General features: G+C 66.3%; 23 protein-coding genes and 3 tRNA genes. 7 read left to right on the forward strand and 19 right to left on the reverse strand.

All coding sequences use genetic code 11. The annotated features are described in order from the left end of the window. Positions 1-94: 94 nt before the first annotated feature. A complete protein-coding gene (locus LF63_RS08415) occupies positions 95-862 on the reverse strand; it encodes a tRNA threonylcarbamoyladenosine dehydratase (protein WP_043103490.1) in 768 nt (255 codons plus the stop codon). 117 nt (positions 863-979) lie between these two features. Here LF63_RS08415 and LF63_RS08420 point away from each other — a divergent pair, with 117 nt between their 5' ends. Then, a complete protein-coding gene (locus LF63_RS08420; RefSeq protein ID WP_043103492.1) occupies positions 980-1378 on the forward strand; it encodes a cytochrome c in 399 nt (132 codons plus the stop codon). A 15-nt stretch (positions 1379-1393) separates the two neighbouring features. Here the strand turns inward: LF63_RS08420 and LF63_RS08425 are convergent, their stop codons facing one another. The 4 genes from LF63_RS08425 to LF63_RS08440 form a co-directional block, all read right to left on the reverse strand. Continuing rightward, a complete protein-coding gene (locus LF63_RS08425) occupies positions 1394-1696 on the reverse strand; it encodes an Mpo1-like protein (RefSeq protein WP_043101003.1) in 303 nt (100 codons plus the stop codon). Positions 1697-1698: 2 nt separating this feature from the next. Further along, complete coding sequence (locus LF63_RS08430) at positions 1699-2607, reverse strand: pirin family protein (protein WP_043101004.1); 909 nt, start codon at positions 2605-2607, stop codon at positions 1699-1701. A 25-nt stretch (positions 2608-2632) separates the two neighbouring features. Then, the gene (locus LF63_RS08435) at positions 2633-3475 is read right to left on the reverse strand and encodes an alpha/beta hydrolase family protein (protein WP_152569299.1); all 843 of its coding nucleotides are present in this window, start codon (positions 3473-3475) and stop codon (positions 2633-2635) included. 113 nt (positions 3476-3588) lie between these two features. Next, positions 3589-3798, reverse strand: coding sequence for a cold-shock protein (locus LF63_RS08440; protein WP_043101006.1), 210 nt, complete (start codon positions 3796-3798; stop codon positions 3589-3591). A 362-nt stretch (positions 3799-4160) separates the two neighbouring features. Here LF63_RS08440 and LF63_RS08445 point away from each other — a divergent pair, with 362 nt between their 5' ends. Then, positions 4161-5336, forward strand: coding sequence for a phospholipase A (locus LF63_RS08445; RefSeq protein ID WP_043101008.1), 1176 nt, complete (start codon positions 4161-4163; stop codon positions 5334-5336). An 81-nt stretch (positions 5337-5417) separates the two neighbouring features. Here the strand turns inward: LF63_RS08445 and LF63_RS08450 are convergent, their stop codons facing one another. Continuing rightward, entirely contained in the window at positions 5418-5903 is a 486-nt protein-coding gene (locus LF63_RS08450) for an FKBP-type peptidyl-prolyl cis-trans isomerase (RefSeq protein WP_043101009.1), read from the reverse strand. A 156-nt stretch (positions 5904-6059) separates the two neighbouring features. Between LF63_RS08450 and LF63_RS08455 the strand changes: the two genes are divergently transcribed. Beyond that, a complete protein-coding gene (locus tag LF63_RS08455; RefSeq protein ID WP_043101010.1) occupies positions 6060-7415 on the forward strand; it encodes an MATE family efflux transporter in 1356 nt (451 codons plus the stop codon). A 3-nt stretch (positions 7416-7418) separates the two neighbouring features. Here the strand turns inward: LF63_RS08455 and LF63_RS08460 are convergent, their stop codons facing one another. Then, a complete protein-coding gene (locus tag LF63_RS08460) occupies positions 7419-7907 on the reverse strand; it encodes a glutathione peroxidase (RefSeq protein ID WP_043101011.1) in 489 nt (162 codons plus the stop codon). 85 nt (positions 7908-7992) lie between these two features. On the opposite strand from LF63_RS08460, the gene LF63_RS08465 reads away from it, so the two are divergent. Together LF63_RS08465 and dacB are read left to right on the forward strand one after the other, a co-directional pair. Further along, the gene (locus LF63_RS08465) at positions 7993-8838 is read left to right on the forward strand and encodes an NAD-dependent protein deacetylase (RefSeq protein WP_043101012.1); all 846 of its coding nucleotides are present in this window, start codon (positions 7993-7995) and stop codon (positions 8836-8838) included. A gap of 32 nt (positions 8839-8870) precedes the next feature. Then, positions 8871-10619, forward strand: a complete 1749-nt coding sequence (gene dacB, locus LF63_RS08470) for a D-alanyl-D-alanine carboxypeptidase/D-alanyl-D-alanine endopeptidase (protein ID WP_161782337.1) — start codon at positions 8871-8873, stop codon at positions 10617-10619. On the opposite strand, the gene LF63_RS08475 is transcribed toward dacB, so the two are convergent. From LF63_RS08475 to LF63_RS08485, 3 genes are all read right to left on the reverse strand, one after another. Then, positions 10616-11230 carry a rhomboid family intramembrane serine protease gene (locus LF63_RS08475; RefSeq protein ID WP_043101014.1) on the reverse strand — a complete coding sequence of 205 codons (615 nt, stop codon included), beginning with the start codon at positions 11228-11230 and terminating at the stop codon, positions 10616-10618. The two genes, dacB and LF63_RS08475, sit on opposite strands and share 4 nt — an antisense overlap. Before the next feature lie 80 nt (positions 11231-11310). Further along, entirely contained in the window at positions 11311-12387 is a 1077-nt protein-coding gene (locus tag LF63_RS08480) for a diguanylate cyclase (protein WP_052394862.1), read from the reverse strand. Positions 12388-12691: 304 nt separating this feature from the next. Next, the gene (locus LF63_RS08485; protein ID WP_081945155.1) at positions 12692-13345 is read right to left on the reverse strand and encodes a response regulator; all 654 of its coding nucleotides are present in this window, start codon (positions 13343-13345) and stop codon (positions 12692-12694) included. Positions 13346-13669: 324 nt separating this feature from the next. Here LF63_RS08485 and LF63_RS08490 point away from each other — a divergent pair, with 324 nt between their 5' ends. Further along, the gene (locus LF63_RS08490; protein ID WP_043101016.1) at positions 13670-13876 is read left to right on the forward strand and encodes a hypothetical protein; all 207 of its coding nucleotides are present in this window, start codon (positions 13670-13672) and stop codon (positions 13874-13876) included. 302 nt (positions 13877-14178) lie between these two features. Here LF63_RS08490 and LF63_RS08495 read toward each other — a convergent pair whose 3' ends face one another. From LF63_RS08495 to kdsB, 9 genes are all read right to left on the reverse strand, one after another. After that, positions 14179-14541, reverse strand: a complete 363-nt coding sequence (locus tag LF63_RS08495) for a hypothetical protein (RefSeq protein WP_043101018.1) — start codon at positions 14539-14541, stop codon at positions 14179-14181. Positions 14542-14552: 11 nt separating this feature from the next. Beyond that, a complete protein-coding gene (locus tag LF63_RS08500) occupies positions 14553-14852 on the reverse strand; it encodes a hypothetical protein (protein ID WP_052394863.1) in 300 nt (99 codons plus the stop codon). Between the two features lie 235 nt (positions 14853-15087). Continuing rightward, a tRNA-Leu gene (locus tag LF63_RS08505) sits at positions 15088-15174 on the reverse strand. A gap of 129 nt (positions 15175-15303) precedes the next feature. Beyond that, a tRNA-Cys gene (locus tag LF63_RS08510) sits at positions 15304-15377 on the reverse strand. Positions 15378-15456: 79 nt separating this feature from the next. Beyond that, positions 15457-15532: transfer RNA gene (locus LF63_RS08515), tRNA-Gly, on the reverse strand. 82 nt (positions 15533-15614) lie between these two features. Beyond that, the gene (pgsA, locus tag LF63_RS08520) at positions 15615-16211 is read right to left on the reverse strand and encodes a CDP-diacylglycerol--glycerol-3-phosphate 3-phosphatidyltransferase (RefSeq protein WP_043101020.1); all 597 of its coding nucleotides are present in this window, start codon (positions 16209-16211) and stop codon (positions 15615-15617) included. A gap of 63 nt (positions 16212-16274) precedes the next feature. Beyond that, entirely contained in the window at positions 16275-18101 is a 1827-nt protein-coding gene (gene uvrC, locus LF63_RS08525) for an excinuclease ABC subunit UvrC (RefSeq protein WP_043101022.1), read from the reverse strand. A gap of 17 nt (positions 18102-18118) precedes the next feature. Further along, a complete protein-coding gene (locus LF63_RS08530) occupies positions 18119-18589 on the reverse strand; it encodes a low molecular weight protein-tyrosine-phosphatase (RefSeq protein WP_043101024.1) in 471 nt (156 codons plus the stop codon). Continuing rightward, positions 18586-19365, reverse strand: a complete 780-nt coding sequence (gene kdsB / locus LF63_RS08535; protein WP_043101026.1) for a 3-deoxy-manno-octulosonate cytidylyltransferase — start codon at positions 19363-19365, stop codon at positions 18586-18588. The genes LF63_RS08530 and kdsB overlap by 4 nt, the downstream gene beginning before the upstream one ends. 244 nt (positions 19366-19609) lie before the next feature. Between kdsB and bglX the strand changes: the two genes are divergently transcribed. Next, positions 19610-21751 (forward strand): beta-glucosidase BglX, encoded by a 2142-nt coding sequence (gene bglX / locus LF63_RS08540; RefSeq protein ID WP_052394865.1) that lies wholly within the window; start codon positions 19610-19612, stop codon positions 21749-21751.

The raw sequence follows: 21751 nt of genomic DNA on the forward strand, positions 1-21751 counted from the left end.
CCCCTCCCCCAATCGGCGCCGGTCCAACAAACCCCGACAGCTCTTCCCCTGGCTGTCGGGGTTTTTTTATGCCCGCGCGCCGCCACCCGCGCATTCAGGACTGCAGCAGCTGCTCCAGCACCCGACCGACCGCCGCGAACGCGAACGCGCCGGTGATGTGCGTCGCGGCCCCCAGTCCGCCGCCGCAGTCCAGACGGAAGCCTTCGTCGCCGTCCGGCCGCGTGCCGCACACGCTGCCGTCCGCTTGCGGATAGCGCACATTTTCCAGCGAATAGACGGCCGGAACGCCGAAATAGCGGTCCTTGTTTCTAGGAAAATGAAAGTCTTGGCGTAACTTCTTGCGAATAAGGCTGAGCATGGCGTCGTGCTCGGTGCGGGATAGATCGCGCACCCGTACCTGAGTCGGGTCGACCCGGCCGCCGGCGGAACCGACCACCACCAGCGGCAGCTTGCGGCGGCGGCACCAGGCGATGGTCTCCAGCTTCACGCGGAAGGCATCGCAGGCGTCGAGCACCAGGTCGTAGCCGCGATCGAGCAGCTCGTCGAGCGTGTTCGGCGTCAGGAAACGCTCGATGCCCTCGACCTCGATCAGCGGGTTGATCGCGCACGCGCGCTCGGCCATCAGCGCCACCTTGGAGCGACCGTACTGGCCATCCAGCGCTGGCAACTGGCGGTTAGTGTTGCTGAGGCAAACCTCGTCCGCGTCGATCAGCGTCAATCGACCGACGCCGCTGCGCGCCAGCGCCTCGACGGCCCAGGAACCGACGCCGCCGATGCCGATGACGCACACGTGCATGCGCGCCAGGCGCGCCACGCTGCCGCGGCCATACAGACGGTCCACGCCCTGGAAACGCTCCTCCATCACGCGCGTGCGCGTTCCATCGTCCGCCTCCGACGTCGCCGCGCTTGGCACGAGCTGTGCGTCATGCTCGAATGAGTCGCTCATGCGATGCGTCCGTTGGTGAACCGGGAAACTTTCATGCGATCTGTTCTACTGTTGATTCTGGGTCTGGTGGTCGGCGCGCTGGCCGCCTTCAAGGTCAGCAACGTGCTGCACATGCGCGACGCCTATCCGCGCGGCGTGATGAGCGTCATGCAGCATCACCTCGGCACGCTGGCCCAGGCCGCGCGTCAGGGGACATGCCCGGCGGACGCCACGCAACTGCATCTGCAGCGTCTGCAGGCCATCCAGGGCGATATTGTGCCGGCTTTCGCCAAGGATGTCGGCGCCAAGCCCGACTTCCGCGATCACGCCAGGAAGCTCGAGGACGCCATCGCCGCGGCGCTGCAGTCGCCTCCGGCCGATTGCCCGGCGCTGCAGAAGGCGTTGTCGAACATCGGCGGCACCTGCAAGAGCTGCCACGAAGTCTACCGCTGAGCGGCGCACCGGACGCTACAAGGGAATGCGTCCGGTCAGGATCTGCCAGAACATCACCCAGTCGCCCGCCAGGCTGTACCAGGGATGGCGGAAGGTGGCGGGACGGTTGTGCTCGAAACCGAAGTGGCCGACCCAGGCGAAACCGTAGCCGGCCAGCGGCATGCCCAGCAGCCACCAGGCGTTGCCGCGTGCAAACGCCAGCGCGAGGAAACCCAGTACGCAGAGACTGCCGATGAAATGCAGACGGCGACAGGTCCGGTTGCGGTGTTCGGACAGGTAGTACGGGTAGAACGCACGGAAGCTGCTGAACTCGGCCATGCTCATTTCTCCGGCAGCGGGATGAACTCCTCGTCGTCGCCGGGCACGGTGTCGAAACGCCCTTCCTGCCAGTCCCGACCCGCCTGCTCGATACGCGCACGGTCGCTGGCGACGAAGTTCCACCACACGAAGCGCGGACCGTCCAGCGGCGCGCCGCCGACCAGCACGGCCAGCGTCGGACGCACCGCGCGCAGGGTCGGCGCGGACGGCCCGCGATGCACACCCATCTCGAACGCCTGCAGACGCTCGGCGCCGAACATCAGCTCGCCCTCGACCACGTAGACGCCGTGCTCCTCGTGTTCGGCAGGCAGCGGCAACTCAGCGCCCTCATCCAGTTGCGCCTCGGCGAAGAAGGTCGGCGCGAACACCTTCACCGGCGACCGCGCGTCCCAGCCGCTGCCAGCCATCAGGCGCACGCGGGCGCCGGGCAGGTCCAGCGTCGGGAACTGGTCCGATCCATAGTGATGGAACGCCGGCGCGGTCTCCGCATCGGGTTTCGGCAGCGCCACCCAGGTCTGGATGCCGTGCATGCGACCGCCCTCGGCACGCATCCAGTCCGGCGAACGCTCGGAGTGCACGATGCCGCGTCCGGCCGTCATCCAGTTGACTTCGCCCGGCCGGATCTCCTGGTCGCTGCCGAGGCTGTCGCGGTGCTCGATGCAGCCGTCGAACAGCCAGGTCACGGTCGCCAGACCGATGTGCGGATGCGGCCGCACGTCCAGGCCCTTGCCCGGCTTGAAATCGACCGGTCCCATGTGATCGAAGAATACGAACGGCCCGACCGAACGCGCCCGGGCGTGCGGGAGCGCACGGCGTACCATGAATCCGTCGCCGAGATCGTGGGTCTTGGGTTCGACTCGCGTGAATGCGTCGCTGGACATGCGTTCGTCCATCAGGAAATGGAAAGACATGGTAACGCGCGCGGCACCGCCGGCGTCAGCCCAGGCGCTCGAGCCAGGCGGCGATCCGGTCGGCGACCGCCTGCGGCGACTTCATCCAGGAAAAGTGATCGGCGGAGCCGCCCAGCGCCTTCGTATCGAGCGCGTGCATCTCGCGGGGAGCGTGCGGCATCTTGTCGAGCAGATATTGCAGCGAGGCACGCGGACCAAAGGCGTCGTCGACCATGCGCACGCCGAGCACGGGCTCCGTCTGCGCACGCAGCGCTTGTTCCAGATCGATCGGCAAGGCGCTCGCCGCATACCGGCCGCTGCGGCCGCTGCGCGCCCAGTCGGCGATCACGCCGCGCGCCTCGTTGCCGCCGAAGCCGATCCGGCGCCCCGGGAACCGGCCGCGCATGCGCGCCATCCACGGCGCCGCGGCATAGGCCATCCACAACGGGCCGCCCCACGGCGAAAAACAGCGCCAGTACGGTGCGCCGCTGGCCACCAGCACCAGACCCTGCGCCGCCTCCGGCTGCAACCCCGCGAACAGACTGGCGAGCTGCCCGCCGAGACTGTGACCGCCGATCACCACCCGCGCCTGCGGGCAGACCTTGCCGGCGATGGCGAGGCCGGCCGGGATGTCCTGCGTCAGCAGTTCCCGGTAACCCCAGTTTTCACGGCGTCCCGCACGCACGCTGCTGGAACCGAGGCCGCGCCATTCGTGCAGCGCCAGGCCCACGCCATGCGTCGCCAGCGCGTCGGCCAGCGGCGCATAGTTTCGCGCCGGCACGCCCATGGCCGGCAGCCAGTACAGCAGCGCGCCATCGCGGGTCGCAGGGGCGCGCAGCAGCAGTTCGCTGCCCACGCCCGCGGCTGACAGTACCTGCAGGGAGCGCATCGTGTAGTCGTTTCCGTCCATGCCCGATCTTGGTTCCGCACAAAAGCGAAGGGCCGACGAACGCCGGCCCTTCAATCACAGCTGTCGTGCCCGGCGGAAACCGCCGGACGAACTCAGGCTGCGGTGACTTCCTCGGCCTGCAGGCCCTTCTGGCCCTGGACGACCTTGAAGGAGACCTTCTGGCCTTCCTGCAAGCTGCGGAAGCCCGTACCGGTAATGGCACGGAAATGGACAAAAACGTCCGGACCTTCTTCACGGCTGATGAAACCGAAGCCCTTGGCGTCGTTGAACCACTTGACGGTGCCGACCTCACGATCCGACATGACTAACTCCAAAATTACCTGTAAACACGCCGGCCCATTCGCCGGCCATGGACTGGGTATGCAGGTGAGGTGAAATGGAGCGATGCGGAAGGCGAAAGCCGGAACCGAACCGGGCACACACGAGACCACGCAGACACAGCGTGACGTAGCATAACCCATATCTGCGCACGTCGCGCAATACGACAAATCGCATAGAACCGTGACAAATTCGGCCTTGCCGAAGGCCCTGCAGACCCATGCGATACTAGGTGCGATGGCGCACGGTTCGATGCCGTGCGGACCCTGTGCAAGACACTTCACCGATGCGCTCGCGCGGCTGTCGCCGCGAGCGTCTTTTCTGACCTCGTCGATCGCGAAAACCCATGTCACGGACCCGACCCCCGTCCCTTCTGATCCTGCTGCTGAGCGCGCTGCCTGCCGTTGCCCTGCACGCCCAAACGCCGCACGCCAACGATCCGCAGGCCTGCGTCGGCATCGCCAGCGATTCCCTGCGTCTGGCCTGCTACGACCGTGCGCTGCATCGCGACCAGGTACATGGCGAAGCGGCGCAGGAAGTCCAACAGCAGGACACGCCCACGGCCAACGTGCCGACGCCGTCCGTCGAGAACGATCACCCGGAAGCCGCGCCGGCACCCGACAACAACTCGATCCTGCAGCGCCTGTTCGGTACCGAGCGCTCGGCCTTCACCTCGCGTACCGATACCGACGAGGATCATTCGCCGCGCGTGTCCCTGCTCGACAGCCGCTGGGAACTGAATCCGGACAGCAAGTTGGGCACCTTCGGCATCCGCGGCTACAAGCCGGTCTACCTGCTGCCCGCGTTCTACATGACCAGCGTCAACACGACACCGCATTCACCCTCGCCCGATCACAGCGTCGACACGCCGATCGCGTTGGATCACACCGAGACCAAGTTCCAGATCAGCCTCAAGACCAAGGTCTGGCAGGGCGTGTTCGGCCAGCGCGGCGATCTGTGGCTGGGTTACACGCAGGCGTCGCACTGGCAGGTCTACAACAGCCTGATCTCGCGCCCGTTCCGCGAGACCAACTACGAACCCGAAGCCATGCTGGTGTTCAACACCCACTACAAGGTGCTGGGTTGGGATGGCCGCCTGCTGGGCATCGGCATCAACCATCAGTCGAACGGCCGCAGCAATCCGCTCTCGCGCAGTTGGAACCGGGTCATCGCCGACTTCGGCTTCGAGCGCGGGCCGTGGACGGTGATGATCCGCCCGTGGTGGCGCGTCCACGAGCAGCGCAGCAAGGACGACAATCCGGACATCAGCGACTACATGGGCCGCGCCGACGTGCAGATCGTGCGCGAATGGGGCGCCAACGAGCTGACCCTGATGGCGCGCCACTCGCTGCGCACGGGCAACCGGTCGCATGGCGCGCTACGCTTCACCTGGGCCTTTCCCATCCACGACAACCTGCGCGGCTACGTGCAGGTGTTCAACGGCTACGGAGAGAGCCTGATCGACTACAACCACCGCGCTACCTACGTCGGCCTGGGCGTGTCGCTGCTCGGCTGGTACTGAGTCCGCGCGCATCGTCCGGACACGAAAAAGGCGACGGTCGAAACCGTCGCCTTTTTCGTATTGGAGCGCTGTCGCGAACGCTTATTCGTGTTCGCCACCGGCGCCATGCACGTGGCCGTGATTCAGTTCTTCTTCGCTGGCTTCGCGGACCTCGGTCACTTCGATGTCGAAGTTCAGGGTCTGGCCGGCCAGCGGATGATTGCCGTCGATGGTGACCTGATCGCCGTCCACCGCGGTGACCGTGACCATCACCGGACCCTGCGGACCCTGACCCTGGAACTGCATGCCCGGCTGCGGATCGGGGGCGCCCTGGAAGGCGCTCTTGGGCACGACCTGAATCATTTCCTGGTGACGCTCGCCGTAGCCTTCCATCGGCTCGACGGTCACCTTGAAGGCGTCGCCCTGGCTGCGACCGGTCATGGCCTTTTCCAGGCCAGGCACGATGTTGCCGGCGCCGTGAAGATAGGCCAGCGGCTGGCCGCGCTCGCGGGAGCTGTCGATGACCTCGCCGTTCTCGCCGGTGAGCGTGTAATGGAACGAAGCGACGGTGCGGTCGGCAATCTGCATGGTTGGACCTCGATGATACGAATGAATGGCGCCGACGCTTCGGACGCCGGCCGGAACCGACCAGAATAGGGAAGCCGACGCCGCACTGCAAACCGCGCTGGGCAGGCCGCGCCGGCAATGGGACAATGCCGGCTTCGCCGTTTTCCGCTCCCGACGATGTCGAATCTGCGCGCCGACTGGGCGCACCGCCCCACGCATCGACGCATCTGGGCGCTGGCCGCGCCCATGATCGTGTCCAACGTCACCGTGCCGCTGGTGACGCTGACCGACAGCATCGTCGCCGGCCACCTCCCCCACGCCAGTCAGCTGGCCGCCGTCGCCGTGGGCGGCGCGATCTACCAGCTGCCGGTCTTTCTGTGCGGTTTCCTGCGCATGGGCACGGTCGGTTTCAGCGCGCAGGCCTGCGGGCGCGGCGACGGCGACGCCATGCGCCGCATCCTGCTGCAGGCGCTGCTGCTGAGCCTGGCGCTGGCCGCGATCCAGCTGCTCGCGGCCGTGCCGCTGTTGCAGCCGATACTGCGCATGATGGACCCCACGGCCGACCTGGGCGGCCTCGGCGCGGCCTACCTGCATGTGCGCCTGGCTGGATTGCCGGCGGCATTGGCCAGCTACGCGCTGGCGGGCTGGTTCCTCGGCGCGCAGAACGCGCGCGTCACGGTGCAGATCCTAATCCTGACCAATCTCGCCAACATCGCGCTCAATCTGCTGTTCGTGCTCGGTTTCGGCTGGGGCGTGCGCGGCATTGCGCTGGCTTCGGTGATCGGCGAATGGGGCGGCTGCCTGTTCGGCCTCTCGCGCATCGCGTCGCAGTTGCGTCGGTTTCCCGGCCATCTACATCCGCGCCGTCTGCTGTATTGGGCGCACTGGCGTCCGCTGCTCGGCGTCAACCGCGACATTCTGCTGCGCAGCGTGGCGCTGGAAGGCGTGTTCTTCGCGCTGACGACGCTCGGTGCGCGTCTGGGCGGACCGATCGTCGCCGCCAACGCCCTGCTGCTGAATGGATTGCTGCTGACTTCGTTCGCCCTCGACGGTCTGGCCAACGCAGTCGAGTCCGTGGCCGGCCACGCCATCGGCGCGCGCCAGGGCGATACGCTGCGCCGCGCAATGGTGGTGGCCGGCGGCTGGTCGCTGGGCGGCAGCCTGCTGTTCGCGGCGACCTTCGCGCTGGGCGGCCACCTGTTCGTCGACCTGCAGACCGACATCGCCGCCGTGCGACAGGTCGCCTACGTCTATCTGCCCTATCTGGCCCTGCTGCCTATGATCGCGTTTCCGAGCTACCTGTTCGACGGCCTCTTCGTCGGCGCGACGCGTGCGCGCGAGATGCGCAACGCGATGGTGGTCGCGGCACTCGCGTTCGTCGTGGCCGCCCTGCTGCTGCGGCCACTCGGCAACCACGGACTGTGGGTCGCCCTGCTGGTTTTCATGGGCGTGCGCGGCGGCGCGATGGCGTGGACTGCGCGACGCATCGCGCGCAGTCCACATGGCTGGCTGGGACAGCCGTCCAGCGCCTGAAGCTCAAGCGTCGAGCTGGGCCTGGATATCCGTCTCGATGCGCTCGGGCGTGGTGGCCGAGGCGTAACGGCGAACCGGCCGGCCCTCGCGATCGATCAGGAACTTGGTGAAGTTCCACTTCACCGCCGTGCTGCCGAGCACGCCTGGCGCCTCCTTGCGCAACCACGCATACAGCGGGTGCGCCTGCGCGCCGTTGACCTCGATCTTCTCGAACATCGGAAAACTGACGTCGTAGTTCGTGCTGCAGAACTGCAGGATATCCTCTGCATCGCCCGGCTCCTGATGACCGAACTGGTCGCAGGGAAAACCGAGCACGCTGAAGCCGCGCGCCGCGTACTGGCGCTGCAACGCTTCCAGCCCTTTGTATTGCGGCGTGAACCCGCACCTGGAGGCGACGTTGACGATCAGCAGCGCCTGACCGCGCCATTCGTCCAGGCGACGTTCGCGACCGTGGATGTCGCGTGCGGTGAAAGCGTAGACGGTCTCGTTCATGACGGCTCCCTGGATGCCTGCCCATCGTGCCAGCTGACGCATGCGGGCGGTAGGCGTCCGCGCGTCGACGCGCTAGGCTAGCGCCATGAATGCGGTTGCCGCCAGCGCCTCGTTGCGCAGCTTCGTCGAGCGCCATCGCCGCCTGTTCGTGCTGACGGGCGCAGGCTGCAGCACCGACTCGGGCATTCCCGACTACCGGGATCTGGAAGGCGGCTGGAAACGCCCGCCGCCGATGACCTACCAGGTATTCACCGGCGACCCGCTGGGCCGCGCACGCTACTGGGCGCGCAGCATGATCGGTTGGCGTCACTTCAGCGCCGCGCGCGCCAACGCCACGCACAGTGCGCTGGCGTCGCTCGAACGCGGTGGGAATGTGGAAGTGCTGGTCACGCAGAACGTCGACGGCCTGCATCAGGCGGCCGGCAGCCGCGCCGTCATCGACCTGCACGGTCGGCTTGATCGCGTGCGCTGTCTGCAATGCGACGCCGTGCTGTCGCGCGCGGTTTTCCAGCAGCAACTGGACGACGCCAATCCGCACTGGTCGAACCTGCGCGCCGCGCAGGCGCCGGACGGCGACGCCGATCTCGAGGAGGCCGACTTCGCCGCCTTCGCGGTACCGGCCTGCGCGCAGTGCGGCGGCATGATGAAGCCCGACGTGGTGTTCTTCGGCGAAAACGTGCCGCGCGAACGACTGCAGCGCGCGATGGATCATTTCGACCGCGCCGACGCCCTGCTCGTGATCGGTTCATCGTTGATGGTGTATTCCGGGTACCGCTTTGCCGCGGCAGCGGCGCGACGCGGCATGCCCATCGCCGCGGTCAACCTGGGCCGCAACCGCGCCGACCCGCTGCTGGAACTGAAACTCGATTGCCGCTGCGACGAGGCGCTCGCCTTTCTGGATGCGTCCTCCGTCGAGACCGAACCCGCCTGACTCAATCCGGCATGGAACGCCGCATGGATGCCATGAACGTCACTCCCGCCCCCACTTCTCTGGTCCTGTCGCGCCTGCTGCTGGCGCTGCTGCCGCTGGCGCTGGTCGCCTGCGGCGAATCGACGGCGCCGGTTCGCCCGAGCCCGTCTCCGACGCCACCGGCGGCAAGTTCGACCGCCTTGCCGGCGCAGGCCAGCAGCACCGCGCTTGCACCGGCGCACACCGCATCCGCGCCCCGCTCCGTTCCGACGCCGATGCCCAGCGCTCATGCGCGCATGAGCGACGACATCGAGGCCTACCTCGCCCAACCCCGTTTCAGCCACGCCACCTGGGGCATCGACGTGCTCGATCTGGCGACCGGCCGCACGCTGTATCGACACCATGCCGAGCGGCTGTTCATCCCCGCGTCCAACGCCAAGCTCTACACCGCCGCGTTGGCGCTGCATACGCTCGGACCGCGCTACCGCTTCCGCACCTCGCTGTACGCGACCCGCAAGCCCTCGGCCAGCGGCACCCTGCGCGGCGACCTGATCCTCTACGGACGCGGCGACCCCAGCCTGGGCCAGGGCAACGACAGCCACACGCCCAACGAATGGGCGGATCAGCTGGCCAGCGCGTTGGCTGCCCGTGGCGTCAAGCGCGTGACGGGCAACCTGATCGCCGACGACACCTACTACGCCGGCCCGCCGTTCGGCGCCGGCTGGGAAGCCAGCGATCTGCTCAGCGGCTTCGCCGCGCCGGTATCGGCGCTCAGCGTCCAGGGCAATACCTTCACGCTCAACGTGGGCGGCAACGGCGCCTGCTGCACGACCAGCGTGGACCCGCTGGCGGCCGATGTCCGCGTCATCAACACGCTGCATCGCAGCGCGCCCGGCGAATACGATCCGCTGGGGCTGTACCGTGCGCCCGGTTCCGACCAGTTGTACGTATTCGGCGCCCGTGCGCCCAGCAGCGCGCCGCGGGTGTTCAACCTTGCCGCGCCCGATCCCGCGCGCATGGCCGGCGGCCTGCTCGCCGATGCGCTGGCCCGTCACGGCATCCGTCTCGATGGCCGCGTGCGCACGCGACACTGGCCGCAACCGCCAACGGACGAACATGACCCGCACCTGTTCCGCATCACCGACGTGCGTTCGGCGCCGCTGGGCACGCTGATCCAGCACATGCTCAAGCACTCGGACAATCTCTATGCGCAGCTGCTGCTGATGGCCTCGGGCAAGCATCAGGCCGAAATCGGTACCTGTCTCGGCCAGCAGCACCTGCCGACACTGACCGCCTACTGGGGCGTGTGCGCCATGCGCGCCATGCTGCGCGACGCCGGCATCGACGCAGGCAGCGCGTACTTCGAGGAAGGCAGCGGCCTGTCGCGCAAGGACCGCGTCACGCCGACGGCGACCGTCGATCTCTTGCGCTGGCTCAACCGTCAGCGCTACGCCTCGACCCTGCGCCTGGCGCTGCCGATCGCTGGCGTCGACGGCACCCTGCGCTATCGTCTGCGCGGCACGGTGGCGGAGAACAACCTGCATGCCAAGACCGGCACGCTGCGCTATGCGTATACGCTGTCCGGCTATGTGCGCTCGGCCAACGGGCAACCGCTCGCGTTCTCGATCATGCTCAACGGCTACGCCCGGCCGGCCGACATCGACGGCCGCCCCACCGTCGGACGCGCCACGCGCGACATCGACGCCATCGCGCGGATCATCGCCGAATACGGCCACGTACCGATGCCCGCGTCGTCGCCGGCATCGGCCGCCAGCGCGGCAAACGCGAGTCAGACGCCCTAGAAACCGCCGAACTGCGGATGCAGCAGCCGCGCGACAAACGTATTCAGCACGTTCGGCGCCACCGCCAGCGTGATCAGCACGCCGTAGGCCGCGCCCCACAGATGCGCGCTGTGATTGATGTTGTCGCGACCCTTGCGGTCCATGTAGATCGTGAAACCCACATACAACACGGCGTAGACGATGGCCGGGATCGGAAAGAAGAACACGAAGATCATCGACCACGGCTGGAACAGGATGAACGAAAACAGCACCGCCGACACCGCGCCGGATGCGCCGATGCTGATGTAGCGCGCATCGTTGCGATGCTGCTGGTAGCTCGGAAGAATCGCCAGCACCAGCGCGCTGAGGTAGAACAGACCGTAGCCGATCGGTCCGATGTAGCTGCCCAGCAGCACCTCCACCGCGCGACCGAAGAAAAACAGCGTGATCATGTTGAACAGCAGGTGCTGCATGTCCGCATGCACGAAGCCGTAGGTCACGAAACGCCAATACTGTTTCTTACCGCGTACGCCGGGCGGCCACATCGCCAATTCCATCGCCATCCCCTGACGCTTGAAGGCGTAGAAAGAGACCGCGCAGGTGGCGACAATCAGGAGTACGGTAACGATCATGGGCCGGCGACAACGTTGCGGGAAAGTCGCCGACTATACGGCAGACCGCACGCCTTGCGCATGCCGGCAGCGCTCCTTGGTCATGAAGCGCTGCCCGCGGAAGCCGCGTACGGTGCCGTGCAGACACGGTTGCGGCCCTGCTCCTTGGCCAGATACAACGCATCGTCGGCGGCCTTGATCCAGTCCAGCGGATCGCTCATGCCGCGGGTGATCTCGGCCAATCCGATGCTGATCGTGACACGCAGCGAGGCATCCACGTCGAACACTTCGCGCTCGACCTCGCGACGAATGCGTTCCATCAGCATGCGTGCACCGTCGCGATCGGTCTCGGGCATGACCAGACCGAATTCATCGCCGCCGAAACGCCCCGGCGTGTCGATGTTGCGGCTGTTCTCGTGGAGGATGTCGGCAACGCGGCGCAGCACGTCGTCGCCGACGGTGTGTCCGTAACTGTCGTTGAGCGACTTGAAAGCGTCCAGGTCCAGCATCACCAGCGTCGCCGGGCGATGCGTGCGCAGGTAGCGCTGAAATTCCAGCGCCAGCGACTCCTGCCAGTGATGGCGGTTGGCCAGAGACGTCAGGCTGTCCGTGCGGCTGAGCTGGCTGAGTAGCTGATTCTGCCGCCCGACGCGACGCGCCAGACGATAGGTCGCCGAGCTGACCGCGACCGGATACACCACCAGCAGCGGAATCGTCGCCAGGATCACCGTGTCGCTGGTACGCGGAAACCAATGGAAACCGTCGAGCAGAACGCCGAACAGGCAACCGAGCAGCAGCAAGAAAATCCCGGGCACCATCAACCGCCAGCCGCCCGACGACACCAGCGCCATGCCGGCGATCATGAGGATGCTCAGACTCGGCAGCGCGTTGAAATGGATCAGTGCAAGCCACAAACCGGCAACCAGGGCATCCACCAGCGTGCTGCGAAACTCGGTCTGGTCCGGCGCACGGGAAGCGCGCGCCATCAGATAGGCCGCCTGGGGCCACAGCAAGGCATAGACGACGAGCAGAATCCACTGCCACATCGGCGCATGGTGCGCATGAAGCACGGCTGCGACCGGGAAAATCCCCAGCGCAAGGCCCAGCATGCGCATGTGATAGGTCTGTTCGACGTAGCGCAGTGCATTCTGGCGTTTGTTGATGATCTCGTAGGACAAAGCAGTCCCTCCTCGCCCGACACGGGTCAGGACGCGCTCGGCGCATCCCGGAACCCACGGTCGTGTGTTGCCAGCAAGGGTCAGCAACAACTGTGCCAGCCATGCATACGCGGCTGAAGACAGCGAGTGACTGCAATTAAATACTTATAAAATCAGTAATTTATGAAATTTACTTGCATGCATTTCGAGAGCCGAGACGACCCGCGGAAGGTTCGCCGAACGACTCGAAAAAATGTGAACTGCCGCACAAGGTCCGATTCGGACACATCGATGGGGCACATCGGCGGCGACCGGCATCGTTCGGCTATTCGACGCCAGCCTGTACGCGGGCATCGGTAATGCCATGTGCGGTCATCAGGTGCGCCAGACTGATCACGTGATCGACCTTCAACTTGTCGAGCAAACGCTGCTTGTAGGTGGATACCGTCTTCGGACTCAGGCTCAAGTGCTGTGCAATGGCCGTCAGCGGCAGACCCCGCACCAGCATCATCGCCACTTCGAGTTCGCGGCTGGAAAGCGCGTCGAACGGCGAGCCCTCGCCATCCAGCGTGGCCAGCGCGAGCTGTTGTGCGACCCCCGGGGCCAGGTAGCGTTTGCCGAGCGCGACCTGGCGCACAGCGGCGACCAGCTCGTCGGAGCTGCAGCCCTTGGTCAGATAGCCCAGCGCGCCAACCTCGAGCAATCGGCGCGGAAAGCGCACGTCCTCGACGACGGTCAGCACCACGATTCGCGTCGGCAATTTGGCGCGCACCACGCGCTCGGTCATCTCGACGCCGCTCATGCCGGGCATGTGCACGTCGACCAGAGCGACATCGGGTCTCTCGGCGCGCAGCAGGCGCAACCCATCTTCCGCCGTGCTCGCCTCTCCGACGACGGCCATGTCCGACTGCTGCTGCAGGATCATCCGAAATCCCGTGCGCACCAGTTCGTGGTCATCCACCAGCACCACTTTGATCACGATCGCTACCCTCCCCTGGTCGATACCCTCCCGATCCTCTGCAAGACGTTAGAGGCCGCCACGAAGCAATGCAAGCGACCGCTGTAAGCCGAAACCTACAAAAAAGCGCCCGCGAGCCGCGGGCTTCCCGGCACAGCGTAAAAAATCGCCCAAAAGGCTTGCGCAAACCACTGATCTGGCGGTATATCGTGAAAAACGAAACCCTGTGCCGACTTCAAAGAAACCGCGCCCCTACAGCATGCATCGGCATTGCCTGACAGGCGTGATCTCACTCGCAAAGGATAATGCGCGGACAACAGGGCGCTCCCTGGGGGTACGCGCGACATGGCACCGCACATCTATGTGGTCGAACCGAGCGGCGTTGGCTGGATGATTCGCCGCGACACCGTCGCCACGGCGCATTGCGCCGATCGTGGCTCCGCCTTGCGCCTGGCCATGGCGCTGGCCCGCGGCGAACGCAACAGCAGCGACGACAAGGTCATCGTGCGCATGGACGAGCGCGAAGACGCATCCACCGCGAAACCGGACTGAACCCAGGCGACGTACTCACCGGCTGCGCGCCATCGCCTTCCGGTACCGCCGGTTCTCCTGTTCCGTCACATCCTGCAGATAACCGCGCGGCACAAAACCGCCAGGGCGCCGATCAGCGCTGCGACATCCACAACGGCGTCCTGCTCGATCGCGCGAGTAAGGGCACGGACATCCTCCAGGATAGCTTCCCCGGCAGGCTACGCTGTCCGAACCTCACGTGAGGAGAGTGATGCAACGGCGCGACATTACCTAGTGAACCCCGTGAAGCCTCATACATGAGGCCTCACAATTAGATTGCGCGCTCAGGCACTTCGACGCTCACGCTCGAAGTACTCAGCAACAGGCCCTTTGTCCGAACCCTCGCGCTCCATGCGCTTTGCGGCATTGGCCTCCATATCGGCCACGATGGCCTTCAGCTCTGCGGCAGCGAACCGGTTCAGTAGGTCGCGAATCATAGGTTGATAAGCCACGCCATGGCACTTCGCGATCAACTTGAGCTGAGCGATCAGCTCTTTTTCCAAGCGAATGGAAACGGGGTGCAGCCCCATTGCGTTGTCGACGCTCTTTGCGGTGGCTTCATCGACTACGGCGACATGGTCCATGCTGCGCCCCAGCTCACCGGTTTCCCAGGGGTCATGCTGTGCAGTCTTGGACTTGGTGTTCATCAATGTCTCCCTCAAAAGTCAGTTGGCTTGCCGTGAACACGGTAAATAATAATTTCGGTCTCGTTGGCGTCGTAGGCAGTCTTGACGTGAATACCATCATCTCGCTGCATGACACACACTTTGATCAAGCGCCTGTGATTCGTATAAGCCACGAACCACATGGTCGGAGGATCAGTGCGATGTTTCTCTCGCGTATCTCGCAAAAGATGCCCTGAGCGGTTGGCAATCGCTTCGAACACGTCCTTCTCGGTCAAGTCGTGCTTGCTCTTGAGCTTGTCCAGAGTCGCCTTCGAGATCTTGATGTTATCCATCAGGGAGCAAGGTTTATGTGGGGTTCATCACTGTATATACAAATAGCCTCATACGCAATGCTACAGCACTTAACTGTCGTATATACAGCATGGCAGCATCATGATGACTGTATGCTGACAGCGCGTCCATGTGCCATTAGTTGCATCGTGTTCGCTCCAGGCAAGAAAGCGCCGAGGCCAGAACCTAGGCCATCGCGACTTACTCCATAAGAATCATATAAATTATTGTTTTTATTGGTGCCCGGCGTGGGACTCGAACCCACAAGGGGAAAACCCCGAGAGATTTTAAGTCTCTTGCGTATACCAGTTTCGCCAGCCGGGCCATGACGGGCGCGCGAAGTGCCGAGCATACTGCAACCGTCGCGGCGATGGCGGCGGCGTGCGTGCCGGACACGAAAAACCCCGCGCGCGGCGGGGTCTCCGGGATGCGTACGCGGACGCATCGAACACTTGGAGGCCAGGGTCGGAATCGAACCGGCGTACACGGCTTTGCAGGCCGCTGCATAACCACTCTGCCACCTGGCCGGTGACGCTCCGCGCGAAGCTTAGCTGCGTGCGGCGGAAAAAACAAAACCTCGGCGAACCGAGGTTTTGCGAATCAAACTGGAGCGGGAAACGAGACTCGAACTCGCGACCCCGACCTTGGCAAGGTCGTGCTCTACCAACTGAGCTATTCCCGCCCGGGAGCCGCGTATCTTACGGTTCCAGCGATGGGTGTCAACCCTTGTGTGAACATTTTCTTGCACGATGCTTCTAGTGCCTTCACTTCGCAGGAGAATCGCCGCGCAGCGCCGGCCACGCGGCACGCAGATAGACCAGGCCGGACCAGATCGTAAGCACCGCCGCGATCACCAGAAGCGTCTCGCCGACGTACCAGTTGCGCAGGGTCTCGGCGTCCTTGTCGTGCTCCAGCAGCAGCACGACGATGGCGACGATCTGCATCACCGTCTTGATCTTGCCCAGCATCGCCACGCGCACGTGCGAACGCAGTCCGATCTGCGCCATCCACTCGCGCAGCGCGGAGATGCCGATCTCGCGACCGACGATGATCGCCGCCGTGACCGCCAGCAGCGCGGTCGGATGGCTCTGCACCAGCAGGAACAGCGTCACCGTCACCATCAGCTTGTCGGCCACCGGGTCGAGGAAGGCGCCGAAGGCCGAGGTCTGGTTCCAGCGCCGCGCCAGGTAGCCGTCGAACCAGTCGGTGATGGCGGCGGCGAGGAAGATGATCGCCGCGGTGACGTTGGCGATGCGCCACGGTATCCACGGCAGCAGATCGTGCGAGTAGTACACCACCACCATGACCGGAAGCAGCAGCACGCGGAACAAGGTCAGCCAGGTGGGCAGGTTGATACGCATCGGTGAATCATTCCTGTGGTTTCGAGACAGCATACGCAAGCATCGGCCGCTCGTGCATGAACATCATCCGTGGAGAGCGGCGTAGATGCGTTCGGCGAGGTCGCGATGGATGCCGCCGACCTGCATCAATTCCTCCACGCCGGCGGCTTCGACCCCGCCCAGCCCGCCGAAGGCGCGCAACAGGGCCGCGCGGCGACGCGGACCGACGCCGGGCACGTCTTCCAGCACGCTGCGCTGACGCGCCTTCTGGCGGCGCTTGCGGTGGCCGCTGATGGCGAAACGGTGCGATTCGTCGCGCACCGCGTCGATCAGGTGCAGCGCCGGCGAGGCCGACCCCGGATGCAGCGTACGGCCGCTGTCGGCGAGGATCAGGTTCTCATCGCCCGCGCGCCGCGCCGGCCCCTTGGACACGCCGACCACGCGGATGTCGCCCAGCCCCAGTTCGGCCAGCACATCGAGCGCCTGCGCCACCTGACCGCTGCCGCCATCGATGAGCAGAATGTCCGGTCGCGCGCCCTCGCCCTCCGCCAGCTTGCGGAAGCGGCGCGTCAGCGCCTGGTGCATGGCGGCGTAGTCGTCGCCGGGCGTGATGCCGGCGATGTTGAAGCGCCGGTAGTGCGACTTCTCCGGCCCTTCGGGACCGAACACCACGCACGAAGCGACGGTCGCCTCGCCGCGCGTGTGGCTGATGTCGAAGCACTCGATGCGCCGCGGCGGCTCGTCGAGTTCGAGCAGTTTGGCCAAGTCCTCGAAGCGCGAACTCAATGTCTGTCGGCTCGCCAGACGCGACGTGAGCGCCGCCGTGGCGTTGCGCAGGGCGAGGTCGCGGAAGCGCGCGCGCTCGCCGCGCACGGCGTGCTTGATGGCCACGGCGTGCGCGCTGCGCTGCCCCAGCGCCTCGGCCAGAGCGTCGCGCGACTCGACCTCCGTGCTCAGCACCAGCTCGGCCGGCACCGGACGATCAACGTAATACTGCGCGATGAACTGCTCCAGCACGTCGCCCTCGCTGGCGTCGAGTGGCAGCCGTGGGAAGAAGTCGCGTGAACCGAGCGACAGACCGTTGCGGAAGAACAGCACGCTGACGCAGGCCACGCCGCCCTCGATGCGGCAGGCGATCACGTCCATGTCTGCGCTGGCGCCCTGCACGTGATGCTGGGCCTGCAGACGACGCAGCACCGCCACCTGGTCGCGCAGCGCGGCGGCGCGCTCGAAGTCCAGCGCCGCGCTGGCTGTTTCCATCGCTTCGCTCAGTTCCTCGATCACGCTGCTGCTGCGTCCCTCCAGAAACATTTCGGCGTGGCGCACGTCGCGTGCATAGTCCTCGCGCGTGACGAATTCCACGCACGGCGCGCTGCAGCGGCCGATCTGGTACTGCAGGCAGGGCCGCGAACGATTGCTGAAGTAGCTGTCCTCGCACTGGCGCACCTTGAACAGCTTCTGCATCACATTGAGGCTTTCGCGCACGGCCCAGGCGCTGGGGAACGGCCCGAAGTAGCGCCCCGGCGCCTTGCGCGCGCCGCGATGGAAGCCCAGGCGCGGATAGACATCGGTGCTGGACAGATAGATGTAGGGATAACTCTTGTCGTCGCGCAGCAGGATGTTGTAGCGCGGCTTGAGCTGCTTGATCAGCTGCGATTCCAGCAGCAGCGCCTCGGCCTCGGTGCGCGTCACCGTGGTTTCGGCGCGCGCGATCTGCGACACCATCGAGGCGATGCGCGGCTCCATGCGCGGCTTCAGGAAATAGCTGCCGACGCGCTTCTTCAGGTTCGCCGCCTTGCCCACGTACAGCAGTTCGCCGTCGGCGTCGTAATAGCGGTAGACGCCGGGCGAGGTGGTCAGGGTGCGGACGAAGGTCTTGCCGTCGAAGGCGTGGGAGGCGGAAGCGGGCATCGCTGAAGGTTCCGTGCCTACGCGCTGCGCAGTTGTCGGATCAGCCCGTGCACGCCGTTCTGCGCCAGCTTGAGCACGGCGCGGAAATCCTCGCGCCCGCCGTAGTAGGGATCGGGCACCTCGCCACGCGTCTGCACGCCGGCGACATCCAGGAATAGACCGAGTCGTCCGTGCAGCCGCTGCGGGCAGCGCGCGCGCATCTCGTCGAGGTTGGCCGCATCCATCGCCAGCAGCCATTGCCAACGTTCGAAATCGGCGTCCTCGAGCCGACGCGCGCGGTGCGGTGCGAGATCGTAGCCCGCCTCCGCGCCGGCGCGCACCGAGCGCGGATCCGCCCCCTCGCCCGCATGCCAGCCGCCGGTGCCGCAGGAGTCGACCGGCAGGTCCAGTCCGGCACGCTCGAATTCCAGCCGCGCCACGGCCTCGGCCAGCGGCGAGCGGCAGATATTGCCCAGGCACACGAAAAGAATGCCTTGCCCTTCACTCACGAGGAAACCTCCTGCAGATACTGTTCGGCGCGACGCAGGTCGTCCTCGGTGTCGATACCCGGCGGGAACGGTTCCGGCGTCAGCGCCACCTGGATTGCATGGCCATGCTCCAAGGCGCGCAGTTGTTCCAGCGACTCGGCCCGCTCCAGCGGCGTCGGCGCGAGCCGCGCGAACTGGCGCAGGAAACCGGCGCGGTAGGCGTACAGTCCGATGTGGCGCAGGAACGGCACGCCGTACGGCAAGGCGTTGCGATGCGATGCAAAGGCGTCGCGCGGCCACGGTATCGGCGCGCGACTGAAGTACAGCGCGCGACCATCCGCGGCGCGCACCAGCTTCACGCAGTTCGGATCGAGCAAGGCCTCGACGTCGTCCAGCGCCACCGCCAGCGTCGCCATCGGCGCATCGCTCTGCGCCAATGCCTCGACCGCGGCGCGGATGCCGCCGACCGGCGCGAACGGCTCGTCGCCCTGCAGATTGACCACGATGTCGTCGTCGTCCCAGCCCAGCGCGGCGGCACAGGCGGCGATGCGGTCACTGCCCGAAGCCAGCGCGGGATCGGTCATGCACACCGTCACCGGCACGTCCGCGAGCGCATCTGCGATGCGTTGATCGTCGGTGGCCACGACCACCTCGCGCGCGCCAGCCGCCAACGCGCGCGCCGCGACGTGCGCGATCAGCGGACGATCGCCAAGCCGACGCAGCGGCTTGCCCGGCAATCGCGTCGACGCATACCTCGCGGGAATGGCGACGATGAACGGTACAGTTTCGCTTGGCATGCGGATTCCCTGCGGACGAAGCGCCAGCTTAGCGCGTCCACGCGTTCGCGATCCTCGCAGACCGCGCCCGAACGCACGCATCGGCCGACAACGGAAGGCTATGATGGGGATTCCCCATCGCACAACCAAGATGCCCATGCGCTCCCGACGCCTTCTGCGCCCGTTCGCACCTTTCCTGCTTGCCCTAGCCACCTGCGCGGTCTCGGCGCAGGCCGCACCGACATCCCCCTCGAAGGATGCCGCCATGCACGCCTTCGTCGACAAGCTGCTGTCGCGCATGACGCTGGAAGAGAAGGTCGGGCAACTGAGCATCATGGGCAAGGACGCCGACAACCTGCCGGAACTGATCCGCAGCGGTCGCCTGGGCGGCACCAACGGCGTGCTGCCCGACACCGACGTGCTGGCCTACACGCGTCGCCTGCAGAAGCTGGCGATGCAGTCGCGGCTGAAGATCCCACTGTGGTTCATGGGCGACGTCAATCACGGCTTCCGCACCATCTTCCCGGTGCCGCTCGCGCTGGCGTCGACCTGGGACACGGCCCTGGTCGAGCGCGTGCACCGCGCCGCCGCCGAGGAAGCCAGCGCGGTCGGCGTGGACTGGACCTTCAGTCCGATGATCGACATCACCCGCGACGCGCGCTGGGGCCGCGGCGTCGAGGGCGCAGGCGAAGACCCGTACCTGGGCGCGGCGATGGCGCGCGCGCAGATTCGCGGCTTCCAGGGCACCGACCTGGCCGCGGACGACACCCTGATGGCCACGGCCAAGCACTTCGTCGGCTACGGCGCGGCGGAGGCCGGCCGCGACTACAACGCCGCGAACATCCCTCGGGACCAGCTCGAAGACGTCTACCTGCCGCCCTTCCGCGCCGCGGTCGACGCCGGCGTCGGTTCGATCATGCCCTCGCTGACCACGCTCAACGGCATCCCGGCGACCGCCGATGGCGCGCTGCTGAACGGTCTGCTGCGCAAGCAGTGGCATTTCGACGGGCTGATCGTGTCCGATTACGACGCCGTCCCGCAGCTGACCCTGCACGGCGTCGCCGCCAACGACGCCGAGGCCGCGCGCATGGCGCTCGAAGCCGGCGTCGACATCGATCTGCACAGCGGCACCTATCTCAAGGAACTGCCGACGCTGGTGCGCAACGGCGTCGTGCCGGAAGCCGTGCTCGACCGCGCGGTGCGCCGCGTGCTGGAAGCCAAGTACCGGCTCGGCCTGTTCGACGATCCATACCGCTACGACGATGCCGCCCGCGCCCGCCGGGTGACGCTGTCGCCCGCCCATCGCGCGCTGGCGCGCAAGGCCGCGGCGCAGTCGATGGTGCTGCTGAAGAATGCGCATGATCTGCTGCCGCTGAAACGCGATGCGCGCATCGCCGTGATCGGACCGCTGGCGCGCGACCGCGCCACCATGCTCGGGCAAATGCCGGCCGCTGGCCGCGCCGCCGATGTGGTGCCGATCCTCGACGGCCTCCGCGCAGGCGCCAGCGACACGGATCGCGTCCACTACGCCGAAGGTGTGTCCGTACAAGGCGGCGACACCTCGGGCATCGCCGCCGCCGTGCAGGCCGCGCGTCGGGCGGACGTTGCCGTGCTGGTGCTGGGCGAGAGCCACGATCTGTTCGGCGAGGGCCTGAGCCGTTCGCACATCGGCCTGCCCGGCCATCAACTGGCGCTGGCCAAAGCCGTCGTTGCCACCGGCACGCCGACCGTGGTCGTGCTCATCAACGGCCGGCCGCTGGCAATTCCGTGGCTGCACGATCACGCCGGCGCGATCCTCGAAGCCTGGGTGCCCGGCGACGAAGCCGGTCCGGCCGTGGCCGACGTGCTGTTCGGCAAGGTCAACCCGTCCGGCAAGTTGCCGATGACCTTCCCGCGCGACGTCGGCCAGACGCCGATCTACTACGCACACACGCGCACCGGCCGCCCCTACGACGACAGCAGCGACATCGCCCTGCACTACAGCTCGCACTACGTCGACGTGGCCAACGCGCCGCTGTACCCGTTCGGCTACGGCCTCAGCTACACGCGCTTCGCCTACGATCAACTGCGTCTGGATCGCACGCATCTGTCCGCCGACGGCGCACTGCAGGTGCATGTTCGCGTGCGCAACACCGGCACGCGGCGCGGCGCCGACGTGGTGCAGCTGTACGTGCACGACGAGGTCGCCAGTCGCAGCCCGCCGCTGCGTCTGCTCAAGGGTTTTCAGCGCGTGATGCTGGACCCCGGCGCGTCCACCGAGGTCACCTTCACCCTGCACGCGCGCGACCTGGCCTTCGACCGCGCCGATGGCACCTGGGGCACCGAACCGGGCGCGTATGCGATCTACGTGGGCGGCGATTCCACCGCCACGCTGCGTTCGGACTTCACGCTGGACGCCACGCGCTGA

It is taken from the genome of Oleiagrimonas soli (assembly GCF_000761445.1).
Lineage (GTDB): Bacteria > Pseudomonadota > Gammaproteobacteria > Xanthomonadales > Rhodanobacteraceae > Oleiagrimonas > Oleiagrimonas soli.